The sequence below is a fragment of the Mesorhizobium sp. M0011 genome (assembly GCF_040324155.1).
Taxonomy (GTDB): domain Bacteria; phylum Pseudomonadota; class Alphaproteobacteria; order Rhizobiales; family Rhizobiaceae; genus Mesorhizobium.
Genome location: NZ_JAMYVQ010000023.1, coordinates 1 through 25,046, shown reverse-complemented (window position 1 = coordinate 25,046; position 25,046 = coordinate 1). Strand labels below are relative to the sequence as shown.

Here is a 25,046-nt window from a genome sequence, read left to right as displayed (position 1 = left end):
AGCTTCGGCCCTGCCCTACCGGTGCCAACCCTCGATTTGAACGCCGCCCAGCCGCTCGGCCTCCTCGCGCGGAACTGAACGGATGGTCTGCGTGAAGGTCCAGACATGGCCCTCGGGGTCGCGTGCACGATACTGGCGCTCACCGTAGAACTGATCCGCCGGCTCCTGGATTATATCAGCCTCGGCAGCCCGCGCCTTCTCGCAATGCGCATCCAGGCCGCGCTTCAGCCTGACATAGATCGACTGCGTGTTCTTGCCCAAGACCGAAGCCGGGCTGGCAACATAATCGCTCCATTCGGAATCGACGATGATGTAGCTGTCGCCGAATCGCATCTCTGCATGGACGAGTTTTCCCTCGGCATCGCTGACCACCATGCTGCGCGCGAAGCCGAAGGCTGCTTCCAGCCAGTCCAGCGCGGCACGAGGGTCCTTGTAGAAGACACCGGACCCCAGACTTGGATGCTTGAAGGGGTCCTCGACCGCCATCCCTAAGCGCCTGGATTCTGGTTTTGCCGCATGATGTTCATTCGAAAAGTCTGCAACTTTTCGGCATCATGCTTAAGCCCTGGTTTTGCCGCATGATGTTCATCCAAAAAGTCTGCAACTTTTCGGCATCATGCTTACGCCTGTTCGGTGCGCGCGGTGGCGCGCCGGCGGCGCTCACCCTTCTGGCTCTGCACGATGCGCACGCGCTTGACGCGGCGCGGATCGGCGTCGAGGACGTGGAACTCGAAGCCGGGTATGGCCTGCACCACCTCGCCGCGGGCCGGAACACGGCCAAGCGTGTTGAAAATCATGCCGCCGATCGTGTCGACATATTCGCCATGTTCACCGGCGGCGAAATCCCCGCCGATCATCTTGGCGACGTCGTCGATCTCGGCCTTGCCGTCGACGATGAACACGCCGTCGCCGCTCTGGGTGATCATCGGCTCGTCGTCGTCATGCTCGTCCTCGATGTCGCCGACCACCATCTCGACGATGTCTTCCAGCGAGGCGAGGCCGTCGGTGCCGCCATATTCGTCGATGACCAGCGCCATCTGGGTGCGCGTCGTCTGCATGCGGCCCATCAGGTCGGAGGCAAGCATCGACGGCGGCACGAACAGCACCGGGCGGATCAGATTGAGGTCGCCAATGGTGCGTGCGAGGTCGACCTGGGCAAGATCGAGAACCGTGGCAGCGGGGGTTTTCCTGGTCGTGCGGCCCTTCTTGACGCGCGCGATCTTGGTGATGTGGGCCAGCACGTCACGGATATGGACCATGCCGCGCGGATCATCGAGCGTCTCGGAATAGACCGGCATGCGGGAATGGCCGGATTGTTCGAAAGTGCCCAGGAGATCGCCGAGCGTCGTCGTGATTTCGACCCCCTGAATGTCGGCGCGCGGCACCATGACGTCCTCGACGCGCACTTCGCGCAGCCGCAGGATGTTGTTGAGCATGGCGCGTTCGCCGGGCGAGAAGGCGCCGGCATCGCTCGTCGTCTCGGCTAGCGCGCCGGCAATTTCCTCACGCAGGCTGGTTCCGTTGCGTTGCCGAAACAGGCCCAGAACGCGGTCGAACAGTGAGGGACCGGCAGGCAACGTCTCGCTGGCAGCGCTGCCAGCACCGGCAGCAGCAGAGGTACTGCTAGCGCCAGACGTAACGGTACTCGGACTTGATCCCTCTTCCGACGTGTCGGAAGCCTTGTTCGCACTGCCGGCGTCGGGGCGGGCGGCAGTCTCTGGTTTGTCGTTCATCGTCGTCCGGTCAATTGATCAGATGTAGTTACGCGTAGGGGTCGGGAATGGCAAGCCTTGCAAGCGCCGCGCGTTCGACGGCTTCCATCGCCTCGGCCTCGGCCTCGGTCTCGTGATCGTAGCCCAGCAGATGCAGCAGGCCGTGGATGACGAGATGGGTGATATGGTTCTCGACAGGCTTGTCTTCCAGTGCCGCTTCATGGGCGACCGTTTCGGCGGCCAGCACGATGTCGCCCAGCATCGGCGGCAACGGACCGCCTTGCGCAAACGGAAAAGCCGGAAAAGACAAGACGTTGGTCGGCTTGTCCTTGCCGCGCCAGCCGGCATTGAGGAGTTGGACATGGGCGTCGTCGGTAAAAACGAGGCTGAGTTCGGAACGGCCAGCCACGCCGGTTTCGGCAAAAGCCGCCTTAACGGCGCCATCGACCAGCCGCGTCAGGCTCACCTCGTCGGGCCAGTTGCCCGCCTCAACCGATATGTCGATGTCGACGGGAACATTCCCGTCGCCGGATATTATGTCCTCAGGCATGAAGCCGCATCGTCAACATCAATTCTCGGCGCCGAGGCCGCGCGCCAGCTTGGCGTCCCGGTCGTAGGCCCTGACGATTTCCGCCACCAGCGGATGGCGGACCACATCGCCGTCGTTGAAGCGCACGGTGACCGCGCCCGCCACGCCGTCCAGCACCCGCAAGGCTTCGACCAGGCCCGATTTGGTGTTCGAGGGAAGGTCGATCTGGGTCGGGTCGCCGGTGACGATCATGCGCGAGTTTTCGCCCAGGCGCGTCAGGAACATCTTCATCTGCATCGGCGTGGTGTTCTGCGCCTCGTCGAGGATGACGGCGGCATGCGCCAGCGTGCGGCCGCGCATGAAGGCGAGCGGCGCGATCTCGATCACTTCGGCGGCAATGGCGCGCTCGACCTTGTCGGCGGGCATCATGTCGTAGAGCGCGTCATAGAGCGGCCGCAGATAGGGATCGACCTTCTCCTTCATGTCGCCGGGCAGGAAGCCCAGCCGTTCGCCGGCCTCGACCGCAGGCCGCGAGAGAATGATGCGCTCGACCATGCCGCGCTCGAGCAGCATCGCCGCATGCGCCACCGCCAGATAGGTCTTGCCGGTGCCGGCCGGGCCGATGCCGAACACCAGTTCCGACCGTTCCAGCGCCCGCATATAGGCGTCCTGGTTAAGTGAACGGGCATAGATCGTCTTCTTGCGGGTGGCGATCTGGGCGGCGGAAACCTTGCCCTTGCGCTCCAGCGTCGGCAGCGTCAGCTGATCATCGGCGGCAATGGCCATGCGCACGGCGCCGTCGACGTCGGACTGGCCGATATCGACGCCCTTCTGGAGAATGCCGTAGAGGTTGTCCAGGGCGCGGCGCGCCTGCTCGGCGGCCGATGCCGAGCCCTTGATGGTCAGCTGGTTGCCGCGTGAACGGATGTCGACGCCAAGCTTCTGCTCCAGCCTGGCGAGGTTTTCGTCGAACTGACCATAAAGGGCGCTGGCAAGCTTGTTGTTGTCGAAAGTCAGAACGATGTGCGCCATGTCAGAAGCCCCAGATGCCGGTACCGGGGGCAGGTTCTTCAGCTCTGCTGCGCTCAACCGTCTCTCCTCATCTGCCGAGACCCTCAGGCCAATTCGGCGAACAGGCTATTGTAGCCCGTCTTCGTGATTCGCACCTGGATAATGTCACCGATTTCGCCGGCCTTTTCATCAACAATAACCGGCTGCAGCCAAGGTGAGCGGCCAACCTTCTGGCCGGCCTGACGGCCGGGCTTCTCGATCAGCGTGTCGATGGTGCTGCCGATGAGGCTCGCGCCGAAATCCTGCTGCTGTTTCACAAGCAGAGCCTGCAGCCGCTGCAGGCGCTCGTCCTTGACCGTTTCGGGCACGTGATCGGACATTTCGGCGCCCGGCGTGCCGGGGCGCGGCGAATATTTGAACGAGAAGGCCGAGGCGTAATTCACCTGACGCACCAACTCCATGGTCGCCTCGAAATCCGCCTCGGTCTCGCCGGGGAAGCCGACGATGAAGTCGCCGGAGAGCGCGATGTCAGGCCGCGCGGTACGAATACGGTCGAGCAGCGCCAGATAATCCCTTGCCGTGTGCCGGCGATTCATCGCCTTGAGGATGCGGTCGGAGCCGGATTGCACCGGCAGATGCAGATAGGGCATCAACGCCGGCAGATCGCGATGGGCCGCTATCAGTTCGTCATCCATGTCGCGCGGATGGCTGGTGGTGTAGCGCAGACGCGCCAGCCCGGGGATTTCGGCCAGCCTGAACAGCAGGCGGCCAAGGCCCCACTCCTCGGTCTTGCCCCCTTTGGCTTCGCCCCGGCCATGCCAGGCATTGACGTTCTGGCCAAGCAGCGTCACTTCGCGCACGCCGGCTTCGGCCAGGCGCTCAGCCTCCGCGACAATCTGCGCCACCGGCCGGGAGACTTCGGAGCCCCTTGTGTAGGGCACAACGCAGAAGGTGCAGAACTTGTCGCAGCCTTCCTGCACGGTGAGGAAGGCGGTGACGCCGCGCTTGATGACCTCGGCGCGCCTGGGCTGCGGCAGATGCTCGAACTTGTCCTCGATGGCGTAGTCGGTCTCGACGATCTTTTCGCCGCCGCGCACCCGCGCCAGCATGTCCGGGAGCCGGTGATAGGTCTGCGGACCGATGACCAGGTCGACGGCCGGCGAACGGCGGATGATCTCGGCGCCTTCAGCCTGCGCCACGCAGCCGGCGACGCCGACCAGCATCTCACGGCCGGCCAGGGCACGCTCGGCTTTCATGTCGCGGATACGGCCGAGCTCGGAATAGACCTTTTCGGCAGCCTTCTCCCTGATATGACAGGTGTTCAGCAGCACCAGGTCCGCCTCGCCAATGGCATCGGTCGCGGAATAGCCGTCGGCAGCCAGCGCATCGGCCATACGCTGTGAATCATAGACGTTCATCTGGCAGCCATAGGTCTTGATGAAGACTTTTCTCGCTGCCGCGGGAAGCACCGCCGGCTGTCCAGCCGTAGTGCCGATGTCGTCGCTTTCTATCGTGTTCAAGTCCATAAGGCGGCTTCTAACGCCTTTCCGTGACAAAAAACAGACGATTCTCGGCCCGCGCCAGCAAGGGCGTGCCGGAGCTACCGGCTCGGCCGCGGGTCGGCAAGCGCCGCCTGCATCATCTCACGCACCTGGCTTTCCATCAGTTTCGACGTCTCCTTGCGGTTCGAACCCTTGGAAAAGGCGATTGCCTCGCCGAAATGCACCTCGACGTCGAGCGCGCCCTCAGCGAGCAATACCTTGAGATGCGGCATCAAATCCTCATCGCCGATCCAGGCGGCAAGCGGGCGATGCCGGCGGCCGAGCGGCACGCCGTGCAGACGCGTATAGGCGATCGCCACCGGCTGGATGAACACCTGTTCCGCCGCGCCTTCGGAAATCGCCATCGAGGCGGCGCCGAACAGCGTGCTCTTGAACGGCAGGACCATATTGCCGTCGCCGGTCGAGCCCTCGGCAAACAGCACCATCGCATCCCCCTTGGCCATGCGGCTGGCAATCTCGCTTGCCTGGTCGCCCGACGATCGCTTGCGCTCGCGCTCGATGAACACGGTGCGCTGCAGCTTCGACAGCATGCCGATCAGCGGCCAGCCCTCCATATCCGCCCTAGCGATGAACTTTACGTCGGCAAAAGAGCCGAGCACCATGATGTCGGTCCAGGAGATGTGATTGGACGCAACCAGCAGCGGGCGCTTGTCGGACAGCGCTCCCTTGACATGGATGCGCATGCCGAGCGCCCTGACGATCAGCCTGTGCCAGACCTTGAGGATGAAGGTTTCCGGCCACCAGCCAGTCTTCATCGACAGTATCTGTAACGGCACGAGGACCAGCGAACCGGCGACAACGAGGCCCAGCGCCAGGAGAATCCTGATTTTCTTGATCATCGCCCCATCCCGGCCGTCTCGCTAGCGAAGATCGCGGCGCATGACAAGCGCGCCGGTCGGTCCGTGTTCGGCCGATCTGTAGTAATTCGGCCGCTTGCCGACCTCGCGGAAGCCCAGCCGACGATAAAGCGCGATCGCCGCGACATTGGTCTCGTCGACCTCGAGGAACAGCGCTTCGGCGCGCTGCGCGTGCAGTTCGCGCAACACCGCGTCCATCAATTGCCAGCCCAACCCCTGGCGACGATGCGATCGCGCCACCGCGACGGTCAGGATCTCGCCCTCGCCTGCCGCAAGCCTCGCCAGCACGAAGCCGACGGGCGGCTTGGAGCCCTGTCCGGTTTCGCGCGCGGCATAGCCGAACACGGTGTCCTGTTCGAGCAGGGCGGCGAATTCGCCATCGGTCCAAGGGCGGACAAAGTCCTCGCGATGCAGCAGCGAGACCGCCGGACTGTCGGCGATCCTCAGCGGCTCGAGCGCGTAGTCCCGGCGGCGTGGTTGGAGAAAAGGTATGCGCATTTATCTTTCTTGCCTTGATAGAATAAAGCCAGCCTGCGGCTTGGCGTCGGCGCCGCGCATATAGAGTGGTTTCGGCCGTTCGCCTGCGCCCTTGGCGGCAGCCAGGCGGGCGTAGGTGACAATGTCGGCGGTGGCTGTCCGAGGGCCGACATCAAATTCGCGCCCGGCCGATGCGCTGATGAGCGCTGCCGCGGTGCCGGCAAGCACCGGAGACGTTTCCATCGCCATGGCCACCACGTCAGCCAGCGTGGCCACGGCCGGACCGTAAGCCAAGGCTGACGTTTCGTCGTAAAAGGCCGCGTGGATCTCCTCACGGCCGGCATCGAGCGCCGCCAGCACGGCGCGACCGGGAAATGCGGCTGCTGCTTCGGCGGCCAGCGCCTCCAGGGTCGTCACCCCGATTGCCGGAATCTTCAGCGCCAGCGCCAGGCCGCGCGCGGTCGAGACACCAACGCGCAGACCGGTGAAGGAGCCGGGGCCGACGGAGACGGCGATGACGCCAAGACCGGCATAGTCGGTTGCGGCCGCCTTGAGCGCTTCGGCGATGACCGCCATCAGCTGCTCGGCATGGCCCTTGCCGAGATCGAGCACCGAACGGCCAAGCTCCCGCTTCGCCACCACGTCATAGACGCAAGCGGCGCAGAGGTTGGCGGCACAGTCGATGGCAAGCAGTTTCATGGAGCGACCGGTTCGAAAAACAATTCCCTGTGCCCGCCACGGCCCGCCACCGCAAGGGGATAGTGCATAATTCGTTAAGCGGCTTCGCTTCGGCTCGACAGGAAAAGCACCTATGCGGCCGGATCGATGCGCAGCATGTGGTTGTCCCAGACATAGTCCGGTTCGGAGCGTGTCGCGCCGCTGCCCTCGATGATCTCGCCGGCGCCCGTGGTGGCCATGAAGCCGGTTCCGTCTGGCGCCACGCCGCAGACCTCGACCAGCGCGCTGTTCGAAACGATCCGGCCGCTGGCCGAATCGATCACGACAAGCGAATTGCCTTCCGGCGAGGAGACGGCGACGGTGCCGGCAGCCGGATTGGCGGCGACCGAGCCGATGTAGTTGCGGAAGCCGGACAAAACGTCCTGCGGCATGTCAAGCAACTGCAATTCCTTGCCGCGCTCGGCGCGGCCGACCAGCAGCGGACGATCGGTGCCCGGCCCCCTGTACTGGCAGCCGAACCAGACTGTGTCGGACGGGTCGGCGTCCATGTGGCGGATCGACAGCTGGTGCAGTGCGGCGGGCAATTCGTGCTTCTCGATGAAGTCGCCGGTGACGCGGTCGATCAGCACGTAGCACGGCTTCATGGTGGCGATGTTGAGTTCGGCGCGGCCATAGTCCGGGTGGGTCTCGATGCCGCCATTGGCAACAGCGATCGTCCTGCCGTCGCCCAGCAGCAGAAGCTCGTGCGGACCCATGCCGTAGGTCGGGAACTCGCCGATGCGGTTGAACTTCGCCCGCGCATCGTAGACGCCGACGACGCCGGCAGCATTGTCGAAGTCGTTTTCGGTGGCATAGAGCAGCGCACCGTCGGCGGAGAACACGCCATGGCCGAAGAAATGCCGACCGGCGATGCTGGCGATCGTCAGCGGCGCGTCACGGCCCGAGTGATCGAAAACCACGGCGAAGGTGCCGGGCTGACGCGCGAAGACCACCGAGCGTTTCGATATGGGATCGAAGGTGACATCGTGGCCGCGATCGGGCAGGTCGATCGCATGCAGGACCTTGCCGGCCTCGGACAGGACGGCAGCGCCAAAGCTGCCGTCGCGTTTGACGAAAGCCGTGGCGAAGACGGCGTCGGCCGCAAGCGTCTTTGCCCAGGCCGACGGCGCCATCGCCGCGGCAAAGCCGATACCCGCAGCCCTCAGGAAATCGCGGCGATCGATGAGGGAGGTTTTCAAGAGACTATCCTCCCCTGCACTGGCTCGCTCCAGGACACGGTGATTATTACGGATCGGAGCTGACGCTTGGCACCTACCGATTCTTGGAATGATCCATCGCAGACATTGGAAGTTAGCCGAAGCCTCCGGAACTTCGTCATCCACGGGCGGAGCAGGAGCGAAGCTCCGTCGCGGAGACCCGAGGATCCATGCCGTGACCTTGACCGTCGGGTGCAACGGAGCAAAATTCTGGACCGCGGCAGCGCTTTGAAGTCGCGGCATGGATCCCGGGGTCTGCGCTGCGTCGCTTCGCTCCTTGCTTCGCCCCAGGATGACGAAGCTATGGGCGTTTCGGCCAATCTCAAGGTCATGCTCAGTCCCCATCCAGCGAGGAGAAGCCTGCGGTCAGGCCGAATTCGGCGGTCAACCTGGTGCCGATCAAGGTCGACAGGCTGGAGGTGATCAGCGCGAAATGATCGAGCTTGTCGCGCAGCGCCGGATCGGCAAGCGTCTTGTCGATTGGACCACTGACCGCCTTGGCGGTGGCGACACCGTTGACCAGCTGGATATGGATCGATTCGGCCATCCAGCGCGCATCGGCCGGCAGAGCGTCACCAAGTTTCGAGGCCTGGAACAGCGTATCGATGCCGGAGAGATTGCCGGCCAGTGACGCGGTGGTGTTTTGCGAGCGCCAGTAGATTGCCTGTTTCGGCTTGTCCGCATCCGGCTTGCCACCGAAAAACCCTTTCAGGCGCACGTCGCGGACCATTTCCAGCTCATTGATGAAGACGCCGACCAGTTCGGTCACCGCTTCATTGCCGTTGCGGTAGAGCGGGTTCTGCGGCCCCGGATTGGCCCAAAGGGCGGCAAAGCCGCCCGGCTTGTTCCAGGCGGCGCTGACCTCGCCGGCCATGGTTTCGATGTTGCCGGCAACAGCAGTGCCATAAGCGCAGCGGTAGGGATCATCCTTGCCGGCAAGTGCATCGGCGCCGTCGCCGTAAAGAACGAATTCGAGCGCGCCCAGCCCCTGCATGGCAACGCTCTTGCCGGCCAGTTGTGCCGGATCGGTCGCGGTCGGATCCTTGGCGGACAGCGCCGCCTGTACCTGTTTCAGGCCGATGCTCTTGCGATCCGGCCAGAACAGCATGCGTTCCAGCCGGTTGTTCTCCTTGATCGGTCCGAAGCCGATGATTTCGGCTGACGACCAGGCATAGACGGTGGCGGAGAATTCGGCGCGTGCGGCATCGAGTTCTCCTTGCGAGGGCGTGACGCACAGCTCGCGCATGGATCCGGTCAAGGCTTCCGCATGCTCGTGCAGGCCGGCATAGGCCGGGCGGACGAAGCCATCGATCGCGCGCTGGATGATATCGGAGGCTTTGACCGCCGCCGACGCAGGGACAACGCCCAGCAGAGCCAGCGGAAGAACGAGAAACAATGCAGAACGCTTGAACATCACAGTGACTCCAGGAATTTGAGCAGCGCATTGCGGTCGGCCGCATTGGCTGCGGCAAAGCGGTCGCGCGCTTTCTGTGCCTCGCCGCCATGCCACAGGATCGCCTCGGTCAGGCTGCGCGCACGCCCGTCATGCAGGAAGAAGGAATTGCCGTTGACCGTCTCGGTCAGGCCGATGCCCCACAGTGGCGGCGTGCGCCATTCATTGCCCGTCGCATCTCCCACGGCCTGGCCATCGGCCAGATCTGGCCCCATGTCGTGCAGCAGGAAGTCGGAATAAGGCCAGATCAGCTGGAAGGCCTGCGCTTTGTTGGGCGTGTCGCGGCGCGTGACAAATTTCGATGTGTGGCAGGCAATGCAGCCCATCTCATAGAAGACCTTCTTGCCTTTGAGAACTTGTGGGGCGTCGAGATCCCGGCGCGCCGGCACGGCCAGGTTCTGCGAATAGAAGGTGACGAGATCCATCACCGGCGGCGGCGCCTCGACCGGGCCAAGACGCTGCTGCACGCCGTTCGGCATGGCGAGGCATTTTGCCTCCGCAGCAGTGCAATCGCCCCAATGCTTCGGCTCTTCGGGCGTCGAGATGCCGATGTCGCCGGCAAAGGCATCCGCTGCCTGCTGGCGGATCGACGCGGTCTGCGCCTTCCAGCCGAAGCGGCCGAGCGTCAGTTCCCCGCTCAAGCCATCGCGCACGATGTTCGGCCTGCCGGAAATGCCGTCGCCGTCCCTGTCGTCCGGATCGGCGTGGGCGAGAATATCAGCCGGCGCGATCTGTTCGATCAGGCCCAGGCCGATCATCGGCGGCGTCAGGCGCGGCGACAGCGTGGTGCGTGGGTCAAGCGGCCCGTAGCCAAGGCCGTCAACCGAATAGCTCGGTTTGCGCAAGGAGATCACTGTGCCGTCCGTCAGCTCCACCTTACGTTCCTGATAGTCGATGTGCATCCTGCCTTCACCGGGCAGGCCGGGCACGGCGAGCTCCTGCAATTGCCTGCCATAGACCGGGTCGGGGAAGTTAGGCACCTCGTGGTCGGCAAGCGCCTCCCTCTCTTGCGCGCTGCTGGCGTCGCGGGCCAGCCGAAGGAACATCGACGTGGTGCCGGCGTCGCCTTGCGGCGGGCGGCCGCGGCCATCCTTCAGATGGCAGTTCTGGCAGGCGCGTTCGTTGAACAGCGGGCCGAGCCCGTCCGAAGCCTGCGTCGAGGATGGCGACGACACCCAATTCTTGCGGAAAAGGGCATTGCCGAGCTTGAAGTCGCCCTCTTCCTCGAAGGTGATGTTGGCCGAGGATTGCGAGAAGGAATCGCGGCTGACGTCCTTTCGGGACGTGCCGGCGCCACCTTGCATCAGTTCGAACTGCTCTGGCCTGGAAAAATCCGTGGTCGGCCTGGTGACGGCGATGACGCGCGCCTGATCCTTCGCATTGAGGTCGGTGCGCGTGACGGCGAGGCCGGCTGGCTGAATATCACCCGCCATCGCCGAAGAGGTGAGTGCCAACACGAGCATGACATAGTGCCGACGCGCCAATCCGGCTGACGTCTTTGGAAGGGACGGCGAGCCATCGGCCCGCCGCGAGCGGCGCACGAATTCTAGCAGGCGCCGCATTCCCGCATGCCCTTACTCCGCCTCGTCCGCCGATGCGGCGTTGAGCTGGCCGTATTTCTCCTCGCCGATCGAGGCAAGCAGGTCGAGTTGCGTCTCGAGAAAGTCGATGTGGCCCTCCTCGTCGGCGAGCAATTCCTCGAACAGCTTCATCGTCACGTAGTCGCCGGCGTCGTTGCAGATTTCGCGCGAACGCTTGTAAGCGGTACGTGCGTCATATTCGCCGGCAAGGTCGGATTCGAGCACTTCCTTGACGTTCTGCCCGATGCGCAGCGGCGCCACGGACTGCAGGTTCGGATGGCCTTCGAGGAAGATGATGCGGGCGACGAGCTTGTCGGCATGGTGCATCTCCTCGATCGATTCCGCCCGCTCCTTCTTTGCCAGCTTGGCGTATCCCCAGTCCTCAAGCAGACGGAAATGCACCCAGTACTGATTGACGGCCCCGAGTTCCAGAAAAAGGGCCTCGTTAAGCCGCTCGATGATCTGCGGATCGCCTTTCATGAATTCTGCTCCCGTATTGGACGCGCAGGCCTCTGACGCGATCCAGGTGTGAAACGACATCCACGCCGCTCGCCTCCGAGCGGGCGTGGTAATTTTCGGTGACCCGAATGATCGTTTCCACCACATTTGGGAAGCAGCCGCAACAGCGACCGCGCTTTTGCATGGCATGATAGATCTTCGCCGGCACGATCAGCTGCCAGGGATCCTGGTCCAGCAGCCCGACGATCGTCTGCTCGATCTCCTTCTCGGTGATGATATTGCAATGACAAATCAGCATTGGCTTGCTCGGCTGGCTGACGGCGTCTCCCGCGCCGTGTGGCTTGATTTTCTAGCGGAGGCCGTTCCAGAGCCGGTTTGCCGGCTCCCGGATCAGTCACCTGTCTTTCGACCCTTACTTGAACACCTTGTCCGGCGCGTCGAGGCTATCGGACCCTTCGAAGGCGATGGTGCTGAGCTTCAAGGAGCCGACGGCGCGCTCAATCGACTTGGTCTGATCGATCAGCGCATCGATCGCCGCCTGCACGGTGGCGTTGCCCTCAATGTTGCCCTCGGCGATCTGCTGGTCATAGGCCTCGCCGGCCAGTGCACGCGCCTTGATCGCCTCCATCTTGGCGACCGAAACATCGAGCTTGTCAGACAGTTCCTTGTCGATCGCCGGATCGGCCGCCTTCACCATATCGGCCACCGAGGGACCCGAAACGACGGTGCCGTCGAGACGCGTGTAGCTCGCATGATAGGCCGCGCGAATGCCGATGGCGTCGTAGAGATGCGAATTGTACGTGTTGTCGGAGAAGCAATCGTGCTCCTCTTCCGGATCATGCAGCAGCAGGCCGAGCTTCATGCGCTCGCCGGCCAGTTCGCCGTAGGACAGCGAGCCCATGCCGGTGAAGATGGTCGAGATCGCCGTGTTCGGCTCGCCATCGACGAGAGCCTTGCGGGCGGCGCCGTCTTCCTTCCAGTTGCCGACCATCTCCTGAAGATCCGAAACCAGAAGGTCGCTGGCCGATTTCAGATACTCGGCGCGGCGATCGCAATTGCCGCCGGTGCAGTTCTGGAGGTCGTAGTCGGTATAGGGGCGCTCGCCGGCACCCGGCCCGGTGCCATGCAGGTCCTGGCCCCAGAGCAGGAATTCGATGGCGTGGTAGCCGGTGGCGACATTGGCCTCGATGCCGCCGGCTCCCTGCAGCGTGCCGGAGAGGAATTCCGGCGAAAGCTTCGATGCATCGACCTTCTTGCCGTTGATCTCGATCTCCTTGTTGGCGATCACATTGGCCGTGTAGAGCGCATTCGCGTCCGATTCGGTGCCGTAGCTCTTGGCGACGTAGTCGATCAAACCTTCATCCAGCGGCCAGGAATTCACCTTGCCTTCCCAGTCGTCGACGATCTTGTTGCCGAAGCGGTAGACCTCGGTCTGCTGGTAGGGAACGCGCGATGCCTTCCAGGCGTCACGGGCAGCGTTGAGGGTTTCCGCCGATGGCGTGGCGAGCAGCGCGTCGACCGCCTTGTCGAGCGCCTGCGCGGTGGTCAGCGAATCCTCATATTTGGCGAGCGCGATGTCGGAATAGGTCTTGATGACGGCCTTTGCATCGGTTTCCGCCTTTGCCGGCAACACGAATACCGCCGCCGTCAGCAGGGCAGTGGCGCCGATCGCCGCAAGCCTGCTGCCATATCGTGCTGTCATAATCACTCTCCAGTTTCTCGGAAATTCTGTAAACGGCGCGCACAGCAACCGGCGCCAGGCCATCTGCGGGCCATTGGGCGCAAGAGATGCCGCGCTAGCGCGCGGTTCGCGGAAGAAAGACACCAAAATGCCTCCAATCGAAAGGGTTCAAGGCCCAGACATTAAAGGGATGCGCTGACGCGCGAGCTTCCATAAAGCTGCGACATCGTCGGATGTCAATGACAATCCGTAGGAAAAGTCAATTGAAACAATAGTTTAGAATTATTCTAAACTACGACTGTCAACTTATGCGTCTTTCTGCACCGGTCTTGCCGTTGAACTGTACGATTGACAGCTGCCATTCCGGGTGCGACCCGCAAAAGCTCTCTTGCGGCGGCACCAGACAATTGCCACTTGGCGAGACATCCTAGGATAGAAGCGGGATTGGAATGCGATGAAGAACGGTGTGGTCATTGTCGGCGCGGGTCATGCGGGCGTGCAAGCGGCCGCCAGTCTGCGCGAAGACGGCTATGACGGGCCGGTGATCCTCGTCGGGGATGAGGACGAACTTCCCTATCACAAGCCGCCGCTGTCGAAGACTTTCATCAAGGATGCCGAGGCCAAGCCGCAACCCTTGCGCGGCGAGGCCTTTTACACCGGCAGCGCCATCGATTACCGGCCTGGCGTCAGGATCGATCGGATCGATACCCGACGCCGCAGTTTGGATATTGCCGGCGGTGGTGCGCTGGCCTTTGACCATCTGATCCTGGCGACAGGCTCGCGCCCGCGCACGCTGCCGCTGCCCGGTGCCGACCTGTCCGGTGTGCTGTCGCTGCGCTCGCTGGCCGATGCGCGGCTGATCCGCGACCTCAGCGCGCAAAGCGACGAAATCGTCATCCTCGGCGGCGGTTTCATCGGGCTGGAGATAGCAGCCACACTGCGGGCCACCGGCCGCACGGTGACAGTGGTGGAGGCCGTGGACCGGCTACTCGGCCGCGCCGTGGCGCCGGTGGTGGCGAGCCACGTCCGGCAACGGCTGGAAGCGACAGGCGTGCGCATTCTCACCGGCACCTCGATCGCCAGGCTCGATGGCGAAAACGGTCATGTCACGGCCGCCATCACCTCGTCAGGCGAAAGGCTGCCGGCGCGCATGGTCATCGTCGGCATTGGTGCCATGCCGAATGTCGAACTGGCGCAGTCTGCAGGCCTCGGCATCGCCAACGGCATCCGCGTCGATCATCAGATGCGCACGTCGATGCCGGAGATTCTCGCCATTGGCGATGCTGCCTCCTACCGTCACTGGTTCACCGGCGGCGACGTGCGGCTGGAATCGGTGCAGAACGCCACCGATCAGGCGCGGCTTGCCGCGCGCACGATATCAGGCCACACCGACGCCTATTCGGCGGTGCCATGGTTCTGGTCGGACATCGGCGACATGAAATTGCAGATGGTCGGCCTGACCGCCGGCGGCGACAGCCATGTCGTGCTGGGCGACCTGCCCGAAAACAAATTCTCGATCTACCACTATGCCGGCGACCGGCTGCTCGGCATCGAATCGGTCAACCGCCCCGGCGACCACATGCTTGGCCGCAAGATGCTCGGCGCCGGCTTTTCGCCGACGCCGGAAACGGTTGCTGAGGGACCTGACGGTTTGAAGGCGGCGCTGGCCGCGTTTCAGCAGGATGAGCCTGCCAGGGCTGCGGGCTAGCCCCCGCTTACCCTCCCTTGTGGGGAGGGTCGCTGTGAAGCAGCGGGGTGGGGTCTGCGCGAGGCGCCCCACCCGGACCTTCGGTCCGACCTCCCCACAAGGGGGAGGTAGAAGTTCAGGCGGCGCAGACTTCGCGGATCGAGCTTTCCAGGATGTCGAGTGCTTCGTTCATGACTTCGTCCTGGATGGTGATCGGCGCCAGGAAGCGGATGACGTTGCCGTAGACACCGCAGGTCAGCAGGATCAGGCCCTTGTCGAGCGCCTTCAACCGGATCGCATTGGCGATCTCGGCCGACGGCAGGCCCTTCTTGACGTCGTTGAACTCGACCGCGTTCATGAAGCCGAGGCCTCTGATGTCGACGATCTCGGGCACGTCGTCGCGGATCGACTGCAGCCGCTGCTTCAGCCTTGCGCCCAGCGTGTTGGCGCGGTCGCACAGGTTTTCGTCATCGATCACGTCGAGCACGGCGTGCGCGGCGGCAACGCCGATCGGGCTGCCGCCATAGGTGCCGCCGAGCCCGCCGGGCCCGGGCGCATCCATGATTTCGGCGCGGCCGGTGACCGCCGCCAGCGGGAAACCGCCGGCAAGGCTCTTGGCCATGGTGGTGATATCGGCGGCCACCTCATGGTGATCCATCGCAAACATCTTGCCGGTGCGGGCAAAGCCGGTCTGCACTTCGTCGGCGATCAGCAGCATGCCGTGCTGGTCGCAAAGCTTGCGCAGCGCAACCAGGAAGTCACGCGGCGCGTCGTAGAAGCCGCCCTCGCCCTGAACCGGCTCGATGATGATGGCGGCGACGCGGGCCGGATCGACATCGGCCTTGAACAGCCGGTCGAGCGCCGCCAGCGAGTCGGCGACCGAGACACCGTGCAGCGGCACCGGGAACGGCGCATGATAGACATCGCCCGGCATGGCGCCGAAGCCGACCTTGTAGGGCACGACCTTGCCGGTCAGTGCCATGCCCATGAAGGTGCGGCCATGGAAACCGCCGGCGAAGGCGATGACCGCCTGACGGCCGGTGGCATTGCGGGCGATCTTGATGGCGTTCTCTACCGCCTCCGCCCCGGTGGTGACGAAGATCGTCTTCTTCTCGAACTTGCCGGGCAGCATGCCGTTCAGCCGTTCGGCCAGGCGCACATAGCTCTCATAGGGCACCACCTGGTGGCAGGTGTGGGTGAAGCGGTCGAGTTGTGCCTTGACCGCTTCGATCACCCTGGGATGGCGATGCCCGGTGTTGACGACGGCGATGCCCGACGAGAAATCGATATAGCGACGCCCCTCGACATCCCAGATTTCCGAATTTTCAGCCCGGTCGGCATAGATCTGCGTGGTCATGCCGACACCGCGGGAAATCGATTGGTTCTTGCGTTCGGAAATGGCTGAATTCTTCATCGTATCCCTCACCGGGCCGGCGCCCGTCCTGTTTGATGCCGTTGAGACGTCTTCTGACCTTATTTCACGTTTTCCTCAAGTCGGCACCACCGGCAGGCGATTGGGCCTGCGGTGGGCAGATCCCGGCGCTTAACCAGTCAGGCGATACACGTACGAGACCGGTTTCCTTTTCCCGGGGATCGACTATCCTCTGGATCTCCACGAGGCATCGCGACCAGCGAGCCGCCGCGGCCGGGGGAGCCCATGAGCAGGAACGTGACTTCGCCCGTCTCGCAGCCGTCGGTCCAAGCTCCCGGTCTTTTGTCTTTTCCAGCCGCCCCGGCGCTTTTCGCCTGCACGGCTGCGCTGCTTTTGGTCGGCTGCCAGAAGCAGGAAGCGGTGGACAAGAAACTGCAGATCATGGTGCGCACCGAAACGGTGGCGATGGCCGACTATGCGCCAAGGACCTCGCTGACCGGGGTGATCACGGCGCGTACGCTGAACAATCTGTCGTTCCGGGTCGGCGGTCGCGTCGCCGAACGGTTTGTCGATGTCGGCCAGCATGTCGATCAAGGCACGGTGCTTGCCCGGATCGATCCGCAGGAGCAGGAATCCGATTTGCGCTCGGCGCAGGCCGATCTCGACGCGGCACAGGCGCAATTGACCCAGTCCGCCGCCGCCTTCGAACGGCAGAAGACGCTGCTCGCCCAGGGTTTCACCACCAGGCGCGATTATGACGCCGCGGACCAGGCCCTGAAGGTGGCACAAGGCAGCGTCGATGCCGCGCAGAGCGCTTTCTCCAACGCCCAGCAAAACCTGTCCTTCACCGAACTCAAGGCCGGTGCCGCCGGCGTGATTACCGCCCGCCAAGTCGAAACCGGCCAAGTGGTGCAAGCCGCGCAAACCGTCTTCACCGTCGCCGAGGACGGGGACCGCGACGCGGTATTCAACGTGCAGGAGACGCTGATCGCCAAGACACCGGCATCGCCTGCGGTGACGATCACGCTGTTGTCCGATCCGCAGGTCAGGGCGACGGGCAAGGTCCGCGAAATCTCGCCTGCGGTCGACCCGGCTTCGGGCTCGATCCGGGTCAAAGTCGCCATTCCCGACACGCCCGCCGGCATGCCGCTGGGGGCAGCCGTCATCGGCTCGGTAAGCGCCAAGCCGGCGAAGGCGATCCTGCTGCCTTGGCAGGCGCTGACGTCCAGCGGCGGCAAGCCGGCGGTCTGGATCGTCGATCCCTCGACCAAGGCGGTGACGATGGCGCCGGTCGAAGTGCTGGCGTTCAATTCGGGCACGGTCGTGATCGCCAAGGGGCTGGACGCGGGCCAGAGCGTCGTCACCGCTGGAGGACAGCTGCTCAGCCCTGGACAGACGATCGAGATATCGGGAGCGGGCCAATGAGCCGAACGCCACGCATCCTGCTCGGCGTGCTCATGCTCGGCGCGCTGGCATCCTGCTCCAAGTCGGAGGAAAAGCCGCCCGAGATCATCCGACCGGTGCTGTCGATGGTGATCGAGCCGCGCACCACGCAAATCTTCGGTTTTGCCGGATCCGTCGAACCGCAGGTCAGCGCCGACCTGGCCTTCCGCCTGCTTGGCCGGGTCGTCTCGCGCGACGTCCAGGTCGGCGACATCGTCAGCAAGGGCACGACGATAGCGGCACTCGATCCGACCGCGCTGGAGTTGGGCCTCCAGGCGGCCAAGGCGGAACTGTCCAATGCCGAGGCGCAGCTCGCCAACGCCGCCGCCAGCGAGGAACGGCAGCGCCAGTTGCTCGCCTCGGCCAACGCCACGCAAGCTGTCTTCGATGCCGCGCAGCAGGCGCGCAAAGCTGCGGAGGCAGGTGTCGAGCGGGCCAAGGCTTCGCTTGCCAAATCGCAGGAGCAGCTCGGCTATGCCAGGCTGTTCTCTGATTTCGACGGTGTCGTCACCGCGGTCGGCGCCGAAGTTGGCCAGACGGTCTCGCCCGGCCAGACCGTCGTCACCGTGGCGCGTTCGGACCTGCGCGAGGCGGTGGTCGACATTCCCGATCAATTGACCGGTGATCTTGAGGCCGGCACGCCCTTCCAGGTGATCCTGCAGTCGCTGCCGACGATCCAGACCGGGGCCAAGCTGCGCGAGATCGCACCGCAATCCGAGGGCTCGACCCGCACGCGGCGCGTCAAGCTGACGCTCACGGATCCGCCACAGGCCTTCCGGCTCGGCTCGACGGTAACGGCGACCCGCGTGACCAAGGTGGCACCGACGATCGAACTGCCGATGTCGGCGCTGCTCGAAAAGAACGGTTCCGCGAAAGTGTGGATCGTCGACCCGCAGACATCCAGCGTGAACGCACGCGACATCAAGATCGCGTCGAAGAATGGCGTTATCTTCACCGTGGCCGAAGGGCTTGACGCGGGCATGCGTGTCGTCACGGCGGGCGTCCACAGCCTGAGCGAAGGCCAGAAGGTGAAAGTGCTCGAGGGAGGCGCCTCATGAAAGGCTTCAATCTCTCCGACTGGGCGCTCAACCACCGCTCCATGGTCTGGTATTTCATGCTGGTCTTCGTCGTGGCTGGCGTGTTCTCCTACCTCAATCTCGGCCGTGAAGAAGACCCCAACTTCACCATCAAGACGATGATCATCCAGGCCAACTGGCCGGGCGCCTCGGTCAAGGAAACCGTGCAGCAGGTGACCGACCGTATCGAGAAGAAACTCGAGGAACTCGACAGCCTCGACTACACCAAGTCCGTCACCACGGCCGGCCAGACCGTCATCTTCGTCAACCTGAAGGACACCACCAAGGCACGCGATGTCGTGCCGAACTGGATTCAGGTGCGCAACATGGTCAACGACATCGGGGCGCAGTTTCCGCAGGGGGTGCAGGGACCGTTCTTCAACGACCGCTTCGGCGACGTCTATGGCAACATCTACGCCTTCACATCGGACGGGCTGACGCCGCGCCAGTTGCGCGACTATGTCGAGGACGCCAGAACAAAAATCCTGACCGTGCCCAACGCCGGCAAGGTCGACCTGGTCGGCGCCCAGGACGAGGCGATCTATCTCGAATTCTCGACCCGCCAGATCGCCGCCCTCGGCCTCAACCAGCAAGCGATCGTGGCGAGCCTGCAGGCGCAGAACGCGATTACGCCGTCCGGCGTCATTCAGTCCGGGCCGGAGCGCATCAGCGTGCGTGTCGGCGGGCAGTTCACCTCCGAGGACAGCCTGCGCGCCATCAATCTGCGCGTCAATGACCGCTTCTTCCGCCTCAGCGACGTGGCGACGATCACGCGCGGCTATGTCGATCCGCCTACGGCGCTATTCCGCTTCAACGGCCAGGACGCGATCGGGCTCGCCATCGGCATGAAACCCAACGCCAACCTGCTCGAATTCGGCGAGGCGCTGCACAAGGAGATGGACAAGGTGCTGGCCGACCTGCCGGTCGGTGTCGGCGTGCATCTGGTGGCCGACCAGCCGGTCATTGTCGAGGAGGCCGTCTCGGGCTTTACGCGCGCGCTGTTCGAGGCGGTCGCCATCGTGCTCGCGGTGTCGTTCATCAGCCTCGGCATGCGCGCCGGCTTCGTCGTGGCGCTGTCGATCCCGCTGGTGCTGGCCATCACCTTCACGGTCATGGCCTATCTCGGCATTTCGCTGCAGCGTATTTCCCTGGGTGCGCTGATCATCGCGCTCGGGCTTCTGGTCGACGACGCGATGATCGCGGTCGAGATGATGGTGGCGCGGCTGGAGGTCGGCGACAATCTGCGCAAGGCGGCGACTTATGTCTACACATCGACCGCCTTTCCGATGCTGACCGGTACGCTGGTGACGGTCGCCGGCTTCATCCCGATCGGCCTCAACAACAGCGCCGCCGGCGAATATACCTTCACCCTGTTCGTGGTCATCGCCGTTTCGCTGCTGGTGTCATGGGTCGTGGCGGTGCTGTTTGCGCCACTGCTCGGCGTCACCATCCTGCCGGCGACGATGAAAACCAAGCATCACGACCAGCCCGGCCGCTTCACCTCGCTTTTCCGGCGCGTGCTTGTCGGCTCGGTGCGCCATCACTGGCTGACCATCATCGTCACCGTGCTTTTGTTTGCCGGCTCGATCGCCGGCTTCGGGCTGGTGCAGCAGCAGTTCTTTCCGCCATCGGACCGGCCGGAGCTGATCGTCGACTGGAACCTGCCGCAGAATGCCTCGATCGCCGATACGCGCGACCAGATGGAGCGGTTCGAGCAGCGGGCGCTGGTCGGCAATCCCGACATCGACCATTTTTCGTCCTATATCGGCCAGGGCGCGGTGCGTTTCGTGCTCGCCTATGACGTGCAGCCGGCCAACCCCTATTTCGGCCAGACCGTCATCGTCACCAAGAGCATCGCGGCCCGCAACCGGGTCAAGCCGGCGCTTGAAAAACTGCTGCGCGAGGAGTTCGTCGGCACCGACGCCTTCGTCAAGCCGCTCGAACTCGGGCCCCCGGTCGGCCGCCCGGTGCAGTATCGCATCGGCGGTCCCGACATCCAGACGGTGCGCGAACTGGCGCAGCAATTCGCCGGTGTCATCTCCGCCGATCCAAAGCTTGCCGCGCCTACCTTCGACTGGAACGAGCCGCAACGCGTGCTGAGGGTCGACGTGCTGCAGGACAAGGCACGCCAGCTTGGCATCACCTCTTCCGACATCGCCAGCGCGCTCAACAGCACCGTCGGCGGCGCTACCATCACGCAGGTGCGTGACGCCACCTACCTGATCAATGTCGTGGCGCGCTCGCGTGGGTCCGAACGCGGCTCGATCGAAACGTTGCAGAACATGCAGCTGCCGACCAGTACCGGCGAGGCGATCCCGCTCGCGGCCGTCGCCAACTTCCGCTACGATCTGGAGCAGCCAACGGTGTGGCGACGCGACCGCATCCCGACCATCACCGTGCGCGCCGGACTGGTCGGCGACGTGCTGCCGGCCACCGTCGTCAACGAATTGAAGCCGTCGGTCGATGCCTTCACCGCCAAGCTACCGCCGGGCTATTCGATCGCCACCGCCGGCTCGGTCGAGGAGAGTGCCAAAAGCCAAGGACCGATCGCCGCCGTCGTGCCGTTGATGCTGTTCGTCATGGCGACGATCCTGATGGTGCAATTGCAGAGTTTCCAGCGCCTGTTCCTGGTGGTGGCGGTGGCGCCGCTCGGCCTGATCGGCGTTGTGGCGGCCCTTGTGCCGAGCGGCGCGCCGCTCGGCTTCGTCGCCATCCTCGGCGTGCTGGCGCTGATCGGCATCCTGATCCGCAACTCGGTCATCCTGATCGTGCAGATCGAGGATCTCGTCCGGGAAGGCAAGGACCGCTGGGCGGCCGTCATCGAGGCGACGGAACACCGCATGCGGCCAATCGCGCTGACGGCGGCGGCCGCAAGTCTCGCCCTGATCCCGATCGCGCGCGAAGTGTTCTGGGGCCCGATGGCCTATGCCATGATGGGCGGCATCATCGCCGGCACGGCGATCACGCTGCTGTTCCTGCCAGCGCTTTATGTGACGTGGTTCAGGATCAAGGAGCCGAAAGCCCAGGAAGAGCTACCCGTGGAGAGCGGCGAACCGGTGCAAGCTCAGACTTAAGGCTTTGCCGGGTCATTCGTTGTCGTTGGAGGGTACGGGGCGTGACTTGGCGCGTTGCCACGGCGACGATTTTGAGGTGCGCCAGGCATGCCAACCTTTCGGCAAATCGGCCAACTCCACGATGGTTTCATCCAGTTGAACCACCTCTTGCAGGCCTACGGGCATTACCTCGCGTTCATCCCAATCTCGAGTGTCGCTGCTGTAGAATTGCCAACTGCCACCTTCGTCGTTGTAGCTGTCGTCGTCGTCATCTTCATGCACAACGTATGCGATCCAGTCGCCACGTTTAAATAGGCTCTTGTCCGACAACACCGCGAGGTTGGGCGGATCCGCAAACTTCCATTCCTCCATCGGAATCCCTGAAGACGGTTGGTTCTGCACACAGGAAGACGAATTCAGGCGGTTCTCACAAACCCGTCGCTCGCTCTCAGCAGGTTGCGAGTATAGTCCTTCGTCACGCGACGTTCGACGAGATCCGCCGCCGCCAGGTTCTCAACCGCCTCGCCGCTTTGCATCACCATCAGCCGCTCGCACATATGGGTGATGATGGCGAGGTCGTGGCTGACCATCAGGAAGGTCAGCTTGCGCCGCTTGCGTACCTCTTCCAACAGGTTGAGCACTTCCGCCTGCACCGAGGCATCGAGCGCCGAGGTCGGCTCGTCGAGCAGCAGGATCGAAGGTTCGAGGATCAGGGCACGGGCAATCGCCACGCGCTGGCGCTGGCCGCCCGATAGTTGGTGCGAATAGCGGAAGCGAAAGCCGTTTCCCAGCCCGACCTCGTCGAGCGCCCGCTGGATGCGCTTTTCGCCATCGGCGAAGCCGTGGATGGCAAGCGGCTCCTGCAGCAGGCGGTCGACGGTCTGGCGCGGGTGCAGCGAGCCGTACGGATCCTGGAAGACCATCTGCACTTCGCGGTAGAAGGCCTTGTCGCGGCGTGGCCCGAGCGTCTTGCCGTTGACGGCGATGCTGCCCGATGCGACCGGCGCAAGGCCGGCGATGGCCCGAAGCAGCGTCGATTTGCCGGAGCCGGATTCACCGACCAGGCCAAAGGATTCACCCGGCTGCACGTCGAGGCTGACGCCCTTCAGTGCGCGAAAACGGTCGAAGATCACTTCCAGCCTGTCGACGGCAATCGCAGAAGTCATGCCGCCCACTCCGGCTTGCGGTCGAGCACCGGCAGCGGGTGGCGGTCGGCACCGATCTTGGGCATGCAATTGAGCAAGCCGCGCGTGTAGGGATGCTGGGCATGGCCGAGTTCGGACGCCTTGAGCTGCTCGACCACCTTGCCGGCATACATGACGATGACGCGGTCGCAGAAGGATGAGACCAGGCGCAGATCGTGCGAGATGAAGATCAGCCCCATGCCGCGCTCACTGACCAGCCGGTCGAGAATGCCGAGCACATCAAGCTGCACGGTGACGTCGAGCGCCGAGGTCGGCTCGTCGGCGATCATCATTTCCGGACCGGCGATCAGCATCATGGCGATCATGGCGCGCTGGCCCATGCCGCCGGACACTTCATGCGGATGCAGGTTGAAGACGCGAGAGGGATCACGGATCTGCACCGCCTCCAGCATGGCCAATGCGCGGTCGCGCGCCTCGGCCTTGCCGACCTTTTCATGCGTGCGCAGCGTTTCGACGATCTGGCGGCCGATGCTCATCACCGGGTCGAGCGAGTATTTCGGATCCTGCAGGATCATGGCGATGCGCTTGCCGCGCAGCGCCCGGCGTTCGCGCGGCGAGACGCTGAGCAGGTCGATGCCGTCGAAGGCGAGCTTGTTGGCCGATATCCGCGCCTGCGGCGGCGTCAGGCCCATGATGGCGCGGCCGGTCTGCGATTTGCCGGAGCCGGATTCTCCGACGATGCCGAGCCGTTCGCGGCCGAGCGAGAAGGAGACGCCGCGAACCGCCTCGATCAGCCCGGTGCGGGTCGGGAAGGTGACGCGCAGGTCGTCGACCTCGAGCAGCGTCTTCGTTTCCCTGCTCATTGGTCACCACTGCGGGGATCGAGCGCGTCGCGCAGGCCGTCGCCGAGCAGGTTGAAGCCGAGGCTGACGATGAGGATGGCGAAGCCCGGCGCACCGGCCACCCACCACTGGTCGAGCACGAAGCGGCGCCCCGACGCGATCATCGTGCCCCATTCCGGCAGCGGCGGTTGCGCGCCGAGGCCGAGGAAACCGAGCCCGGCGGCGGTCAGGATGATGCCGGCCATGTCGAGCGTCACCCTGACGATCAGGGACGAAATGCAAAGCGGCATGATATGGCGCAGCACCATGCGGAAGGGCGAGGCGCCCATCAGCTGCACCGCCTTGATGTAATCGGAATTGCGCACCGTCAGCGTCTCTGCCCGCGCGATGCGGGCGTAGGGCGGCCATGAGGTGATGGCGATGGCCAGCACCGCATTCTCGATGCCGGGGCCAAGTGCTGCAACAAACGCCAGCGCCAGGATCAGCTTGGGAAAGGCGAGAAAGATGTCGGTGATGCGCATCAGGATGGCATCGGTCCAGCCGCCGGCATAGCCGGCCACCGTGCCGACCAGAAGGCCGATCGGTGCCGCGATGATGGCGACCAGGATGACCACATAAAGGGTCCAGCGCGAGCCGTAGAGGATGCGCGACAGGATATCGCGGCCGAGATCGTCGGTGCCGAACCAGTGCTCGGCGCTCGGCGCCAGCAGGCGCGCGTTCTTCAGGTCGCCGAACGTCGGAGAATAAGGTGCCAGCACGCCGGCAAGGGCGGCAACGACCAGCAAGGCAACGATGATGAGCAGGCCGAGAAAGGCCAGACGGTTGGCGGAAAAGCGCCGCCACGCCACATAGGCACGGCCGAGCCTTGCCTGCATGCGCGAGGCCGGCCGCTCGCTGAGCAGCCAGTCGCGACGAGAGAGAGGACGGGCGTCGGAGGCGGTCATGATGATGCCTCTTGGAGCTGTCGACCCCCACTCCGGCCTGCTTCGCAGACCACCTCTCCCCCGCTCGACGGGGGAGAGGAAAGGCGCCAAGCGTGCGACCGGCTTTTCCTCTCCCCCGGGCAGGGGTGTTTGGACCGGAGACATCGCGAACAGGTGTGCGAGGACATCGCGAACAGTTTGGCGTGCTTTGCGCCGGGAGGTTCGCGATGCCATTTGGGAACACCAGCGT

23 protein-coding genes are annotated in these 25,046 nt (G+C 64.1%); 4 read left to right on the top strand and 19 right to left on the bottom strand.

Translation table 11 applies throughout. The features are described 5' to 3' along the window. Positions 1-15: 15 nt before the first annotated feature. The 14 genes from NKK51_RS22915 to NKK51_RS22850 all read right to left on the bottom strand — a co-directional run bounded on the left by NKK51_RS22915 (position 16) and on the right by NKK51_RS22850 (position 13,276). Positions 16-486 (bottom strand): VOC family protein, encoded by a 471-nt coding sequence (locus tag NKK51_RS22915; protein ID WP_352554678.1) that lies wholly within the window; start codon positions 484-486, stop codon positions 16-18. Between the two features lie 134 nt (positions 487-620). Next, positions 621-1,733, bottom strand: coding sequence for a hemolysin family protein (locus tag NKK51_RS22910; RefSeq protein WP_023811412.1), 1,113 nt, complete (start codon positions 1,731-1,733; stop codon positions 621-623). A 28-nt stretch (positions 1,734-1,761) separates the two neighbouring features. Continuing rightward, positions 1,762-2,262 (bottom strand): rRNA maturation RNase YbeY, encoded by a 501-nt coding sequence (gene ybeY / locus NKK51_RS22905; protein ID WP_023811413.1) that lies wholly within the window; start codon positions 2,260-2,262, stop codon positions 1,762-1,764. Between the two features lie 18 nt (positions 2,263-2,280). After that, positions 2,281-3,273 (bottom strand): PhoH family protein, encoded by a 993-nt coding sequence (locus tag NKK51_RS22900; protein ID WP_023758127.1) that lies wholly within the window; start codon positions 3,271-3,273, stop codon positions 2,281-2,283. A gap of 83 nt (positions 3,274-3,356) precedes the next feature. Then, on the bottom strand, positions 3,357-4,778 hold the full coding sequence (gene miaB, locus NKK51_RS22895; protein WP_352554677.1) for a tRNA (N6-isopentenyl adenosine(37)-C2)-methylthiotransferase MiaB: 1,422 nt from the start codon (positions 4,776-4,778) through the stop codon (positions 3,357-3,359). 74 nt (positions 4,779-4,852) lie between these two features. Beyond that, positions 4,853-5,653, bottom strand: coding sequence for a lyso-ornithine lipid O-acyltransferase (olsA, locus tag NKK51_RS22890; RefSeq protein WP_352554676.1), 801 nt, complete (start codon positions 5,651-5,653; stop codon positions 4,853-4,855). A gap of 21 nt (positions 5,654-5,674) precedes the next feature. After that, complete coding sequence (gene rimI, locus NKK51_RS22885) at positions 5,675-6,169, bottom strand: ribosomal protein S18-alanine N-acetyltransferase (protein ID WP_024503455.1); 495 nt, start codon at positions 6,167-6,169, stop codon at positions 5,675-5,677. Then, a complete protein-coding gene (gene tsaB, locus NKK51_RS22880) occupies positions 6,170-6,847 on the bottom strand; it encodes a tRNA (adenosine(37)-N6)-threonylcarbamoyltransferase complex dimerization subunit type 1 TsaB (RefSeq protein ID WP_352554675.1) in 678 nt (225 codons plus the stop codon). 110 nt (positions 6,848-6,957) lie between these two features. Next, entirely contained in the window at positions 6,958-8,064 is a 1,107-nt protein-coding gene (locus NKK51_RS22875; protein ID WP_352554674.1) for a DUF1513 domain-containing protein, read from the bottom strand. Positions 8,065-8,416: 352 nt separating this feature from the next. Continuing rightward, on the bottom strand, positions 8,417-9,496 hold the full coding sequence (locus NKK51_RS22870; RefSeq protein ID WP_352554673.1) for an imelysin family protein: 1,080 nt from the start codon (positions 9,494-9,496) through the stop codon (positions 8,417-8,419). Next, on the bottom strand, positions 9,496-11,097 hold the full coding sequence (locus tag NKK51_RS22865) for a di-heme oxidoreductase family protein (RefSeq protein WP_352554672.1): 1,602 nt from the start codon (positions 11,095-11,097) through the stop codon (positions 9,496-9,498). Before NKK51_RS22865 ends, NKK51_RS22870 begins: the two co-directional genes overlap by 1 nt. A 12-nt stretch (positions 11,098-11,109) precedes the next feature. After that, positions 11,110-11,595, bottom strand: coding sequence for a bacterioferritin (gene bfr / locus NKK51_RS22860; RefSeq protein ID WP_013527914.1), 486 nt, complete (start codon positions 11,593-11,595; stop codon positions 11,110-11,112). Further along, positions 11,561-11,872: a (2Fe-2S)-binding protein gene (locus tag NKK51_RS22855; protein ID WP_023811421.1), complete on the bottom strand. Its 312-nt coding sequence runs from the start codon at positions 11,870-11,872 to the stop codon at positions 11,561-11,563. The genes bfr and NKK51_RS22855 overlap by 35 nt, the downstream gene beginning before the upstream one ends. 114 nt (positions 11,873-11,986) lie before the next feature. Then, positions 11,987-13,276, bottom strand: coding sequence for an imelysin family protein (locus tag NKK51_RS22850; protein ID WP_023811422.1), 1,290 nt, complete (start codon positions 13,274-13,276; stop codon positions 11,987-11,989). Positions 13,277-13,709: 433 nt separating this feature from the next. Between NKK51_RS22850 and NKK51_RS22845 the strand changes: the two genes are divergently transcribed. Then, positions 13,710-14,963, top strand: a complete 1,254-nt coding sequence (locus NKK51_RS22845; RefSeq protein ID WP_352554671.1) for an NAD(P)/FAD-dependent oxidoreductase — start codon at positions 13,710-13,712, stop codon at positions 14,961-14,963. 115 nt (positions 14,964-15,078) lie between these two features. Here NKK51_RS22845 and NKK51_RS22840 read toward each other — a convergent pair whose 3' ends face one another. Then, positions 15,079-16,356, bottom strand: a complete 1,278-nt coding sequence (locus NKK51_RS22840; RefSeq protein ID WP_352439662.1) for a 4-aminobutyrate--2-oxoglutarate transaminase — start codon at positions 16,354-16,356, stop codon at positions 15,079-15,081. 243 nt (positions 16,357-16,599) lie between these two features. On the opposite strand from NKK51_RS22840, the gene NKK51_RS22835 reads away from it, so the two are divergent. Genes NKK51_RS22835 through NKK51_RS22825 form a run of 3 tightly spaced genes read left to right on the top strand, consistent with a single transcriptional unit; the run spans position 16,600 to position 21,907 of the window. Continuing rightward, positions 16,600-17,739: an efflux RND transporter periplasmic adaptor subunit gene (locus NKK51_RS22835; protein ID WP_352554670.1), complete on the top strand. Its 1,140-nt coding sequence runs from the start codon at positions 16,600-16,602 to the stop codon at positions 17,737-17,739. Further along, complete coding sequence (locus tag NKK51_RS22830) at positions 17,736-18,815, top strand: efflux RND transporter periplasmic adaptor subunit (protein ID WP_352554669.1); 1,080 nt, start codon at positions 17,736-17,738, stop codon at positions 18,813-18,815. The genes NKK51_RS22835 and NKK51_RS22830 overlap by 4 nt, the downstream gene beginning before the upstream one ends. Beyond that, positions 18,812-21,907, top strand: a complete 3,096-nt coding sequence (locus NKK51_RS22825) for an efflux RND transporter permease subunit (RefSeq protein WP_352554668.1) — start codon at positions 18,812-18,814, stop codon at positions 21,905-21,907. The genes NKK51_RS22830 and NKK51_RS22825 overlap by 4 nt, the downstream gene beginning before the upstream one ends. A gap of 12 nt (positions 21,908-21,919) precedes the next feature. On the opposite strand, the gene NKK51_RS22820 is transcribed toward NKK51_RS22825, so the two are convergent. From NKK51_RS22820 to nikC, 4 genes are read right to left on the bottom strand one after another with little or no spacing between them, the layout of a single operon-like run. Beyond that, positions 21,920-22,258, bottom strand: a complete 339-nt coding sequence (locus tag NKK51_RS22820; protein ID WP_352554667.1) for a hypothetical protein — start codon at positions 22,256-22,258, stop codon at positions 21,920-21,922. A gap of 44 nt (positions 22,259-22,302) precedes the next feature. Further along, on the bottom strand, positions 22,303-23,052 hold the full coding sequence (locus NKK51_RS22815; RefSeq protein ID WP_352554666.1) for an ABC transporter ATP-binding protein: 750 nt from the start codon (positions 23,050-23,052) through the stop codon (positions 22,303-22,305). Beyond that, positions 23,049-23,894: an ABC transporter ATP-binding protein gene (locus NKK51_RS22810; protein WP_031213315.1), complete on the bottom strand. Its 846-nt coding sequence runs from the start codon at positions 23,892-23,894 to the stop codon at positions 23,049-23,051. Before NKK51_RS22810 ends, NKK51_RS22815 begins: the two co-directional genes overlap by 4 nt. Further along, a complete protein-coding gene (gene nikC / locus NKK51_RS22805) occupies positions 23,891-24,817 on the bottom strand; it encodes a nickel transporter permease (RefSeq protein ID WP_352554665.1) in 927 nt (308 codons plus the stop codon). Before nikC ends, NKK51_RS22810 begins: the two co-directional genes overlap by 4 nt. Positions 24,818-25,046: the final 229 nt, after the last annotated feature.

Coding starts and splice junctions, on each gene's coding strand:
- NKK51_RS22915 (WP_352554678.1), bottom strand. CDS start 486: ATGGCGGTCGAGGACCCCTTCAAGCATCCAAGTCTGGGGTCCGGTGTC.
- NKK51_RS22910 (WP_023811412.1), bottom strand. CDS start 1,733: ATGAACGACAAACCAGAGACTGCCGCCCGCCCCGACGCCGGCAGTGCG.
- ybeY (WP_023811413.1), bottom strand. CDS start 2,262: ATGCCTGAGGACATAATATCCGGCGACGGGAATGTTCCCGTCGACATC.
- NKK51_RS22900 (WP_023758127.1), bottom strand. CDS start 3,273: ATGGCGCACATCGTTCTGACTTTCGACAACAACAAGCTTGCCAGCGCC.
- miaB (WP_352554677.1), bottom strand. CDS start 4,778: ATGGACTTGAACACGATAGAAAGCGACGACATCGGCACTACGGCTGGA.
- olsA (WP_352554676.1), bottom strand. CDS start 5,653: ATGATCAAGAAAATCAGGATTCTCCTGGCGCTGGGCCTCGTTGTCGCC.
- rimI (WP_024503455.1), bottom strand. CDS start 6,169: ATGCGCATACCTTTTCTCCAACCACGCCGCCGGGACTACGCGCTCGAG.
- tsaB (WP_352554675.1), bottom strand. CDS start 6,847: ATGAAACTGCTTGCCATCGACTGTGCCGCCAACCTCTGCGCCGCTTGC.
- NKK51_RS22870 (WP_352554673.1), bottom strand. CDS start 9,496: ATGTTCAAGCGTTCTGCATTGTTTCTCGTTCTTCCGCTGGCTCTGCTG.
- NKK51_RS22865 (WP_352554672.1), bottom strand. CDS start 11,097: ATGCGGCGCCTGCTAGAATTCGTGCGCCGCTCGCGGCGGGCCGATGGC.
- bfr (WP_013527914.1), bottom strand. CDS start 11,595: ATGAAAGGCGATCCGCAGATCATCGAGCGGCTTAACGAGGCCCTTTTT.
- NKK51_RS22855 (WP_023811421.1), bottom strand. CDS start 11,872: ATGCTGATTTGTCATTGCAATATCATCACCGAGAAGGAGATCGAGCAG.
- NKK51_RS22850 (WP_023811422.1), bottom strand. CDS start 13,276: ATGACAGCACGATATGGCAGCAGGCTTGCGGCGATCGGCGCCACTGCC.
- NKK51_RS22845 (WP_352554671.1), top strand. CDS start 13,710: ATGAAGAACGGTGTGGTCATTGTCGGCGCGGGTCATGCGGGCGTGCAA.
- NKK51_RS22840 (WP_352439662.1), bottom strand. CDS start 16,356: ATGAAGAATTCAGCCATTTCCGAACGCAAGAACCAATCGATTTCCCGC.
- NKK51_RS22835 (WP_352554670.1), top strand. CDS start 16,600: ATGAGCAGGAACGTGACTTCGCCCGTCTCGCAGCCGTCGGTCCAAGCT.
- NKK51_RS22830 (WP_352554669.1), top strand. CDS start 17,736: ATGAGCCGAACGCCACGCATCCTGCTCGGCGTGCTCATGCTCGGCGCG.
- NKK51_RS22825 (WP_352554668.1), top strand. CDS start 18,812: ATGAAAGGCTTCAATCTCTCCGACTGGGCGCTCAACCACCGCTCCATG.
- NKK51_RS22820 (WP_352554667.1), bottom strand. CDS start 22,258: ATGGAGGAATGGAAGTTTGCGGATCCGCCCAACCTCGCGGTGTTGTCG.
- NKK51_RS22815 (WP_352554666.1), bottom strand. CDS start 23,052: ATGACTTCTGCGATTGCCGTCGACAGGCTGGAAGTGATCTTCGACCGT.
- NKK51_RS22810 (WP_031213315.1), bottom strand. CDS start 23,894: ATGAGCAGGGAAACGAAGACGCTGCTCGAGGTCGACGACCTGCGCGTC.
- nikC (WP_352554665.1), bottom strand. CDS start 24,817: ATGACCGCCTCCGACGCCCGTCCTCTCTCTCGTCGCGACTGGCTGCTC.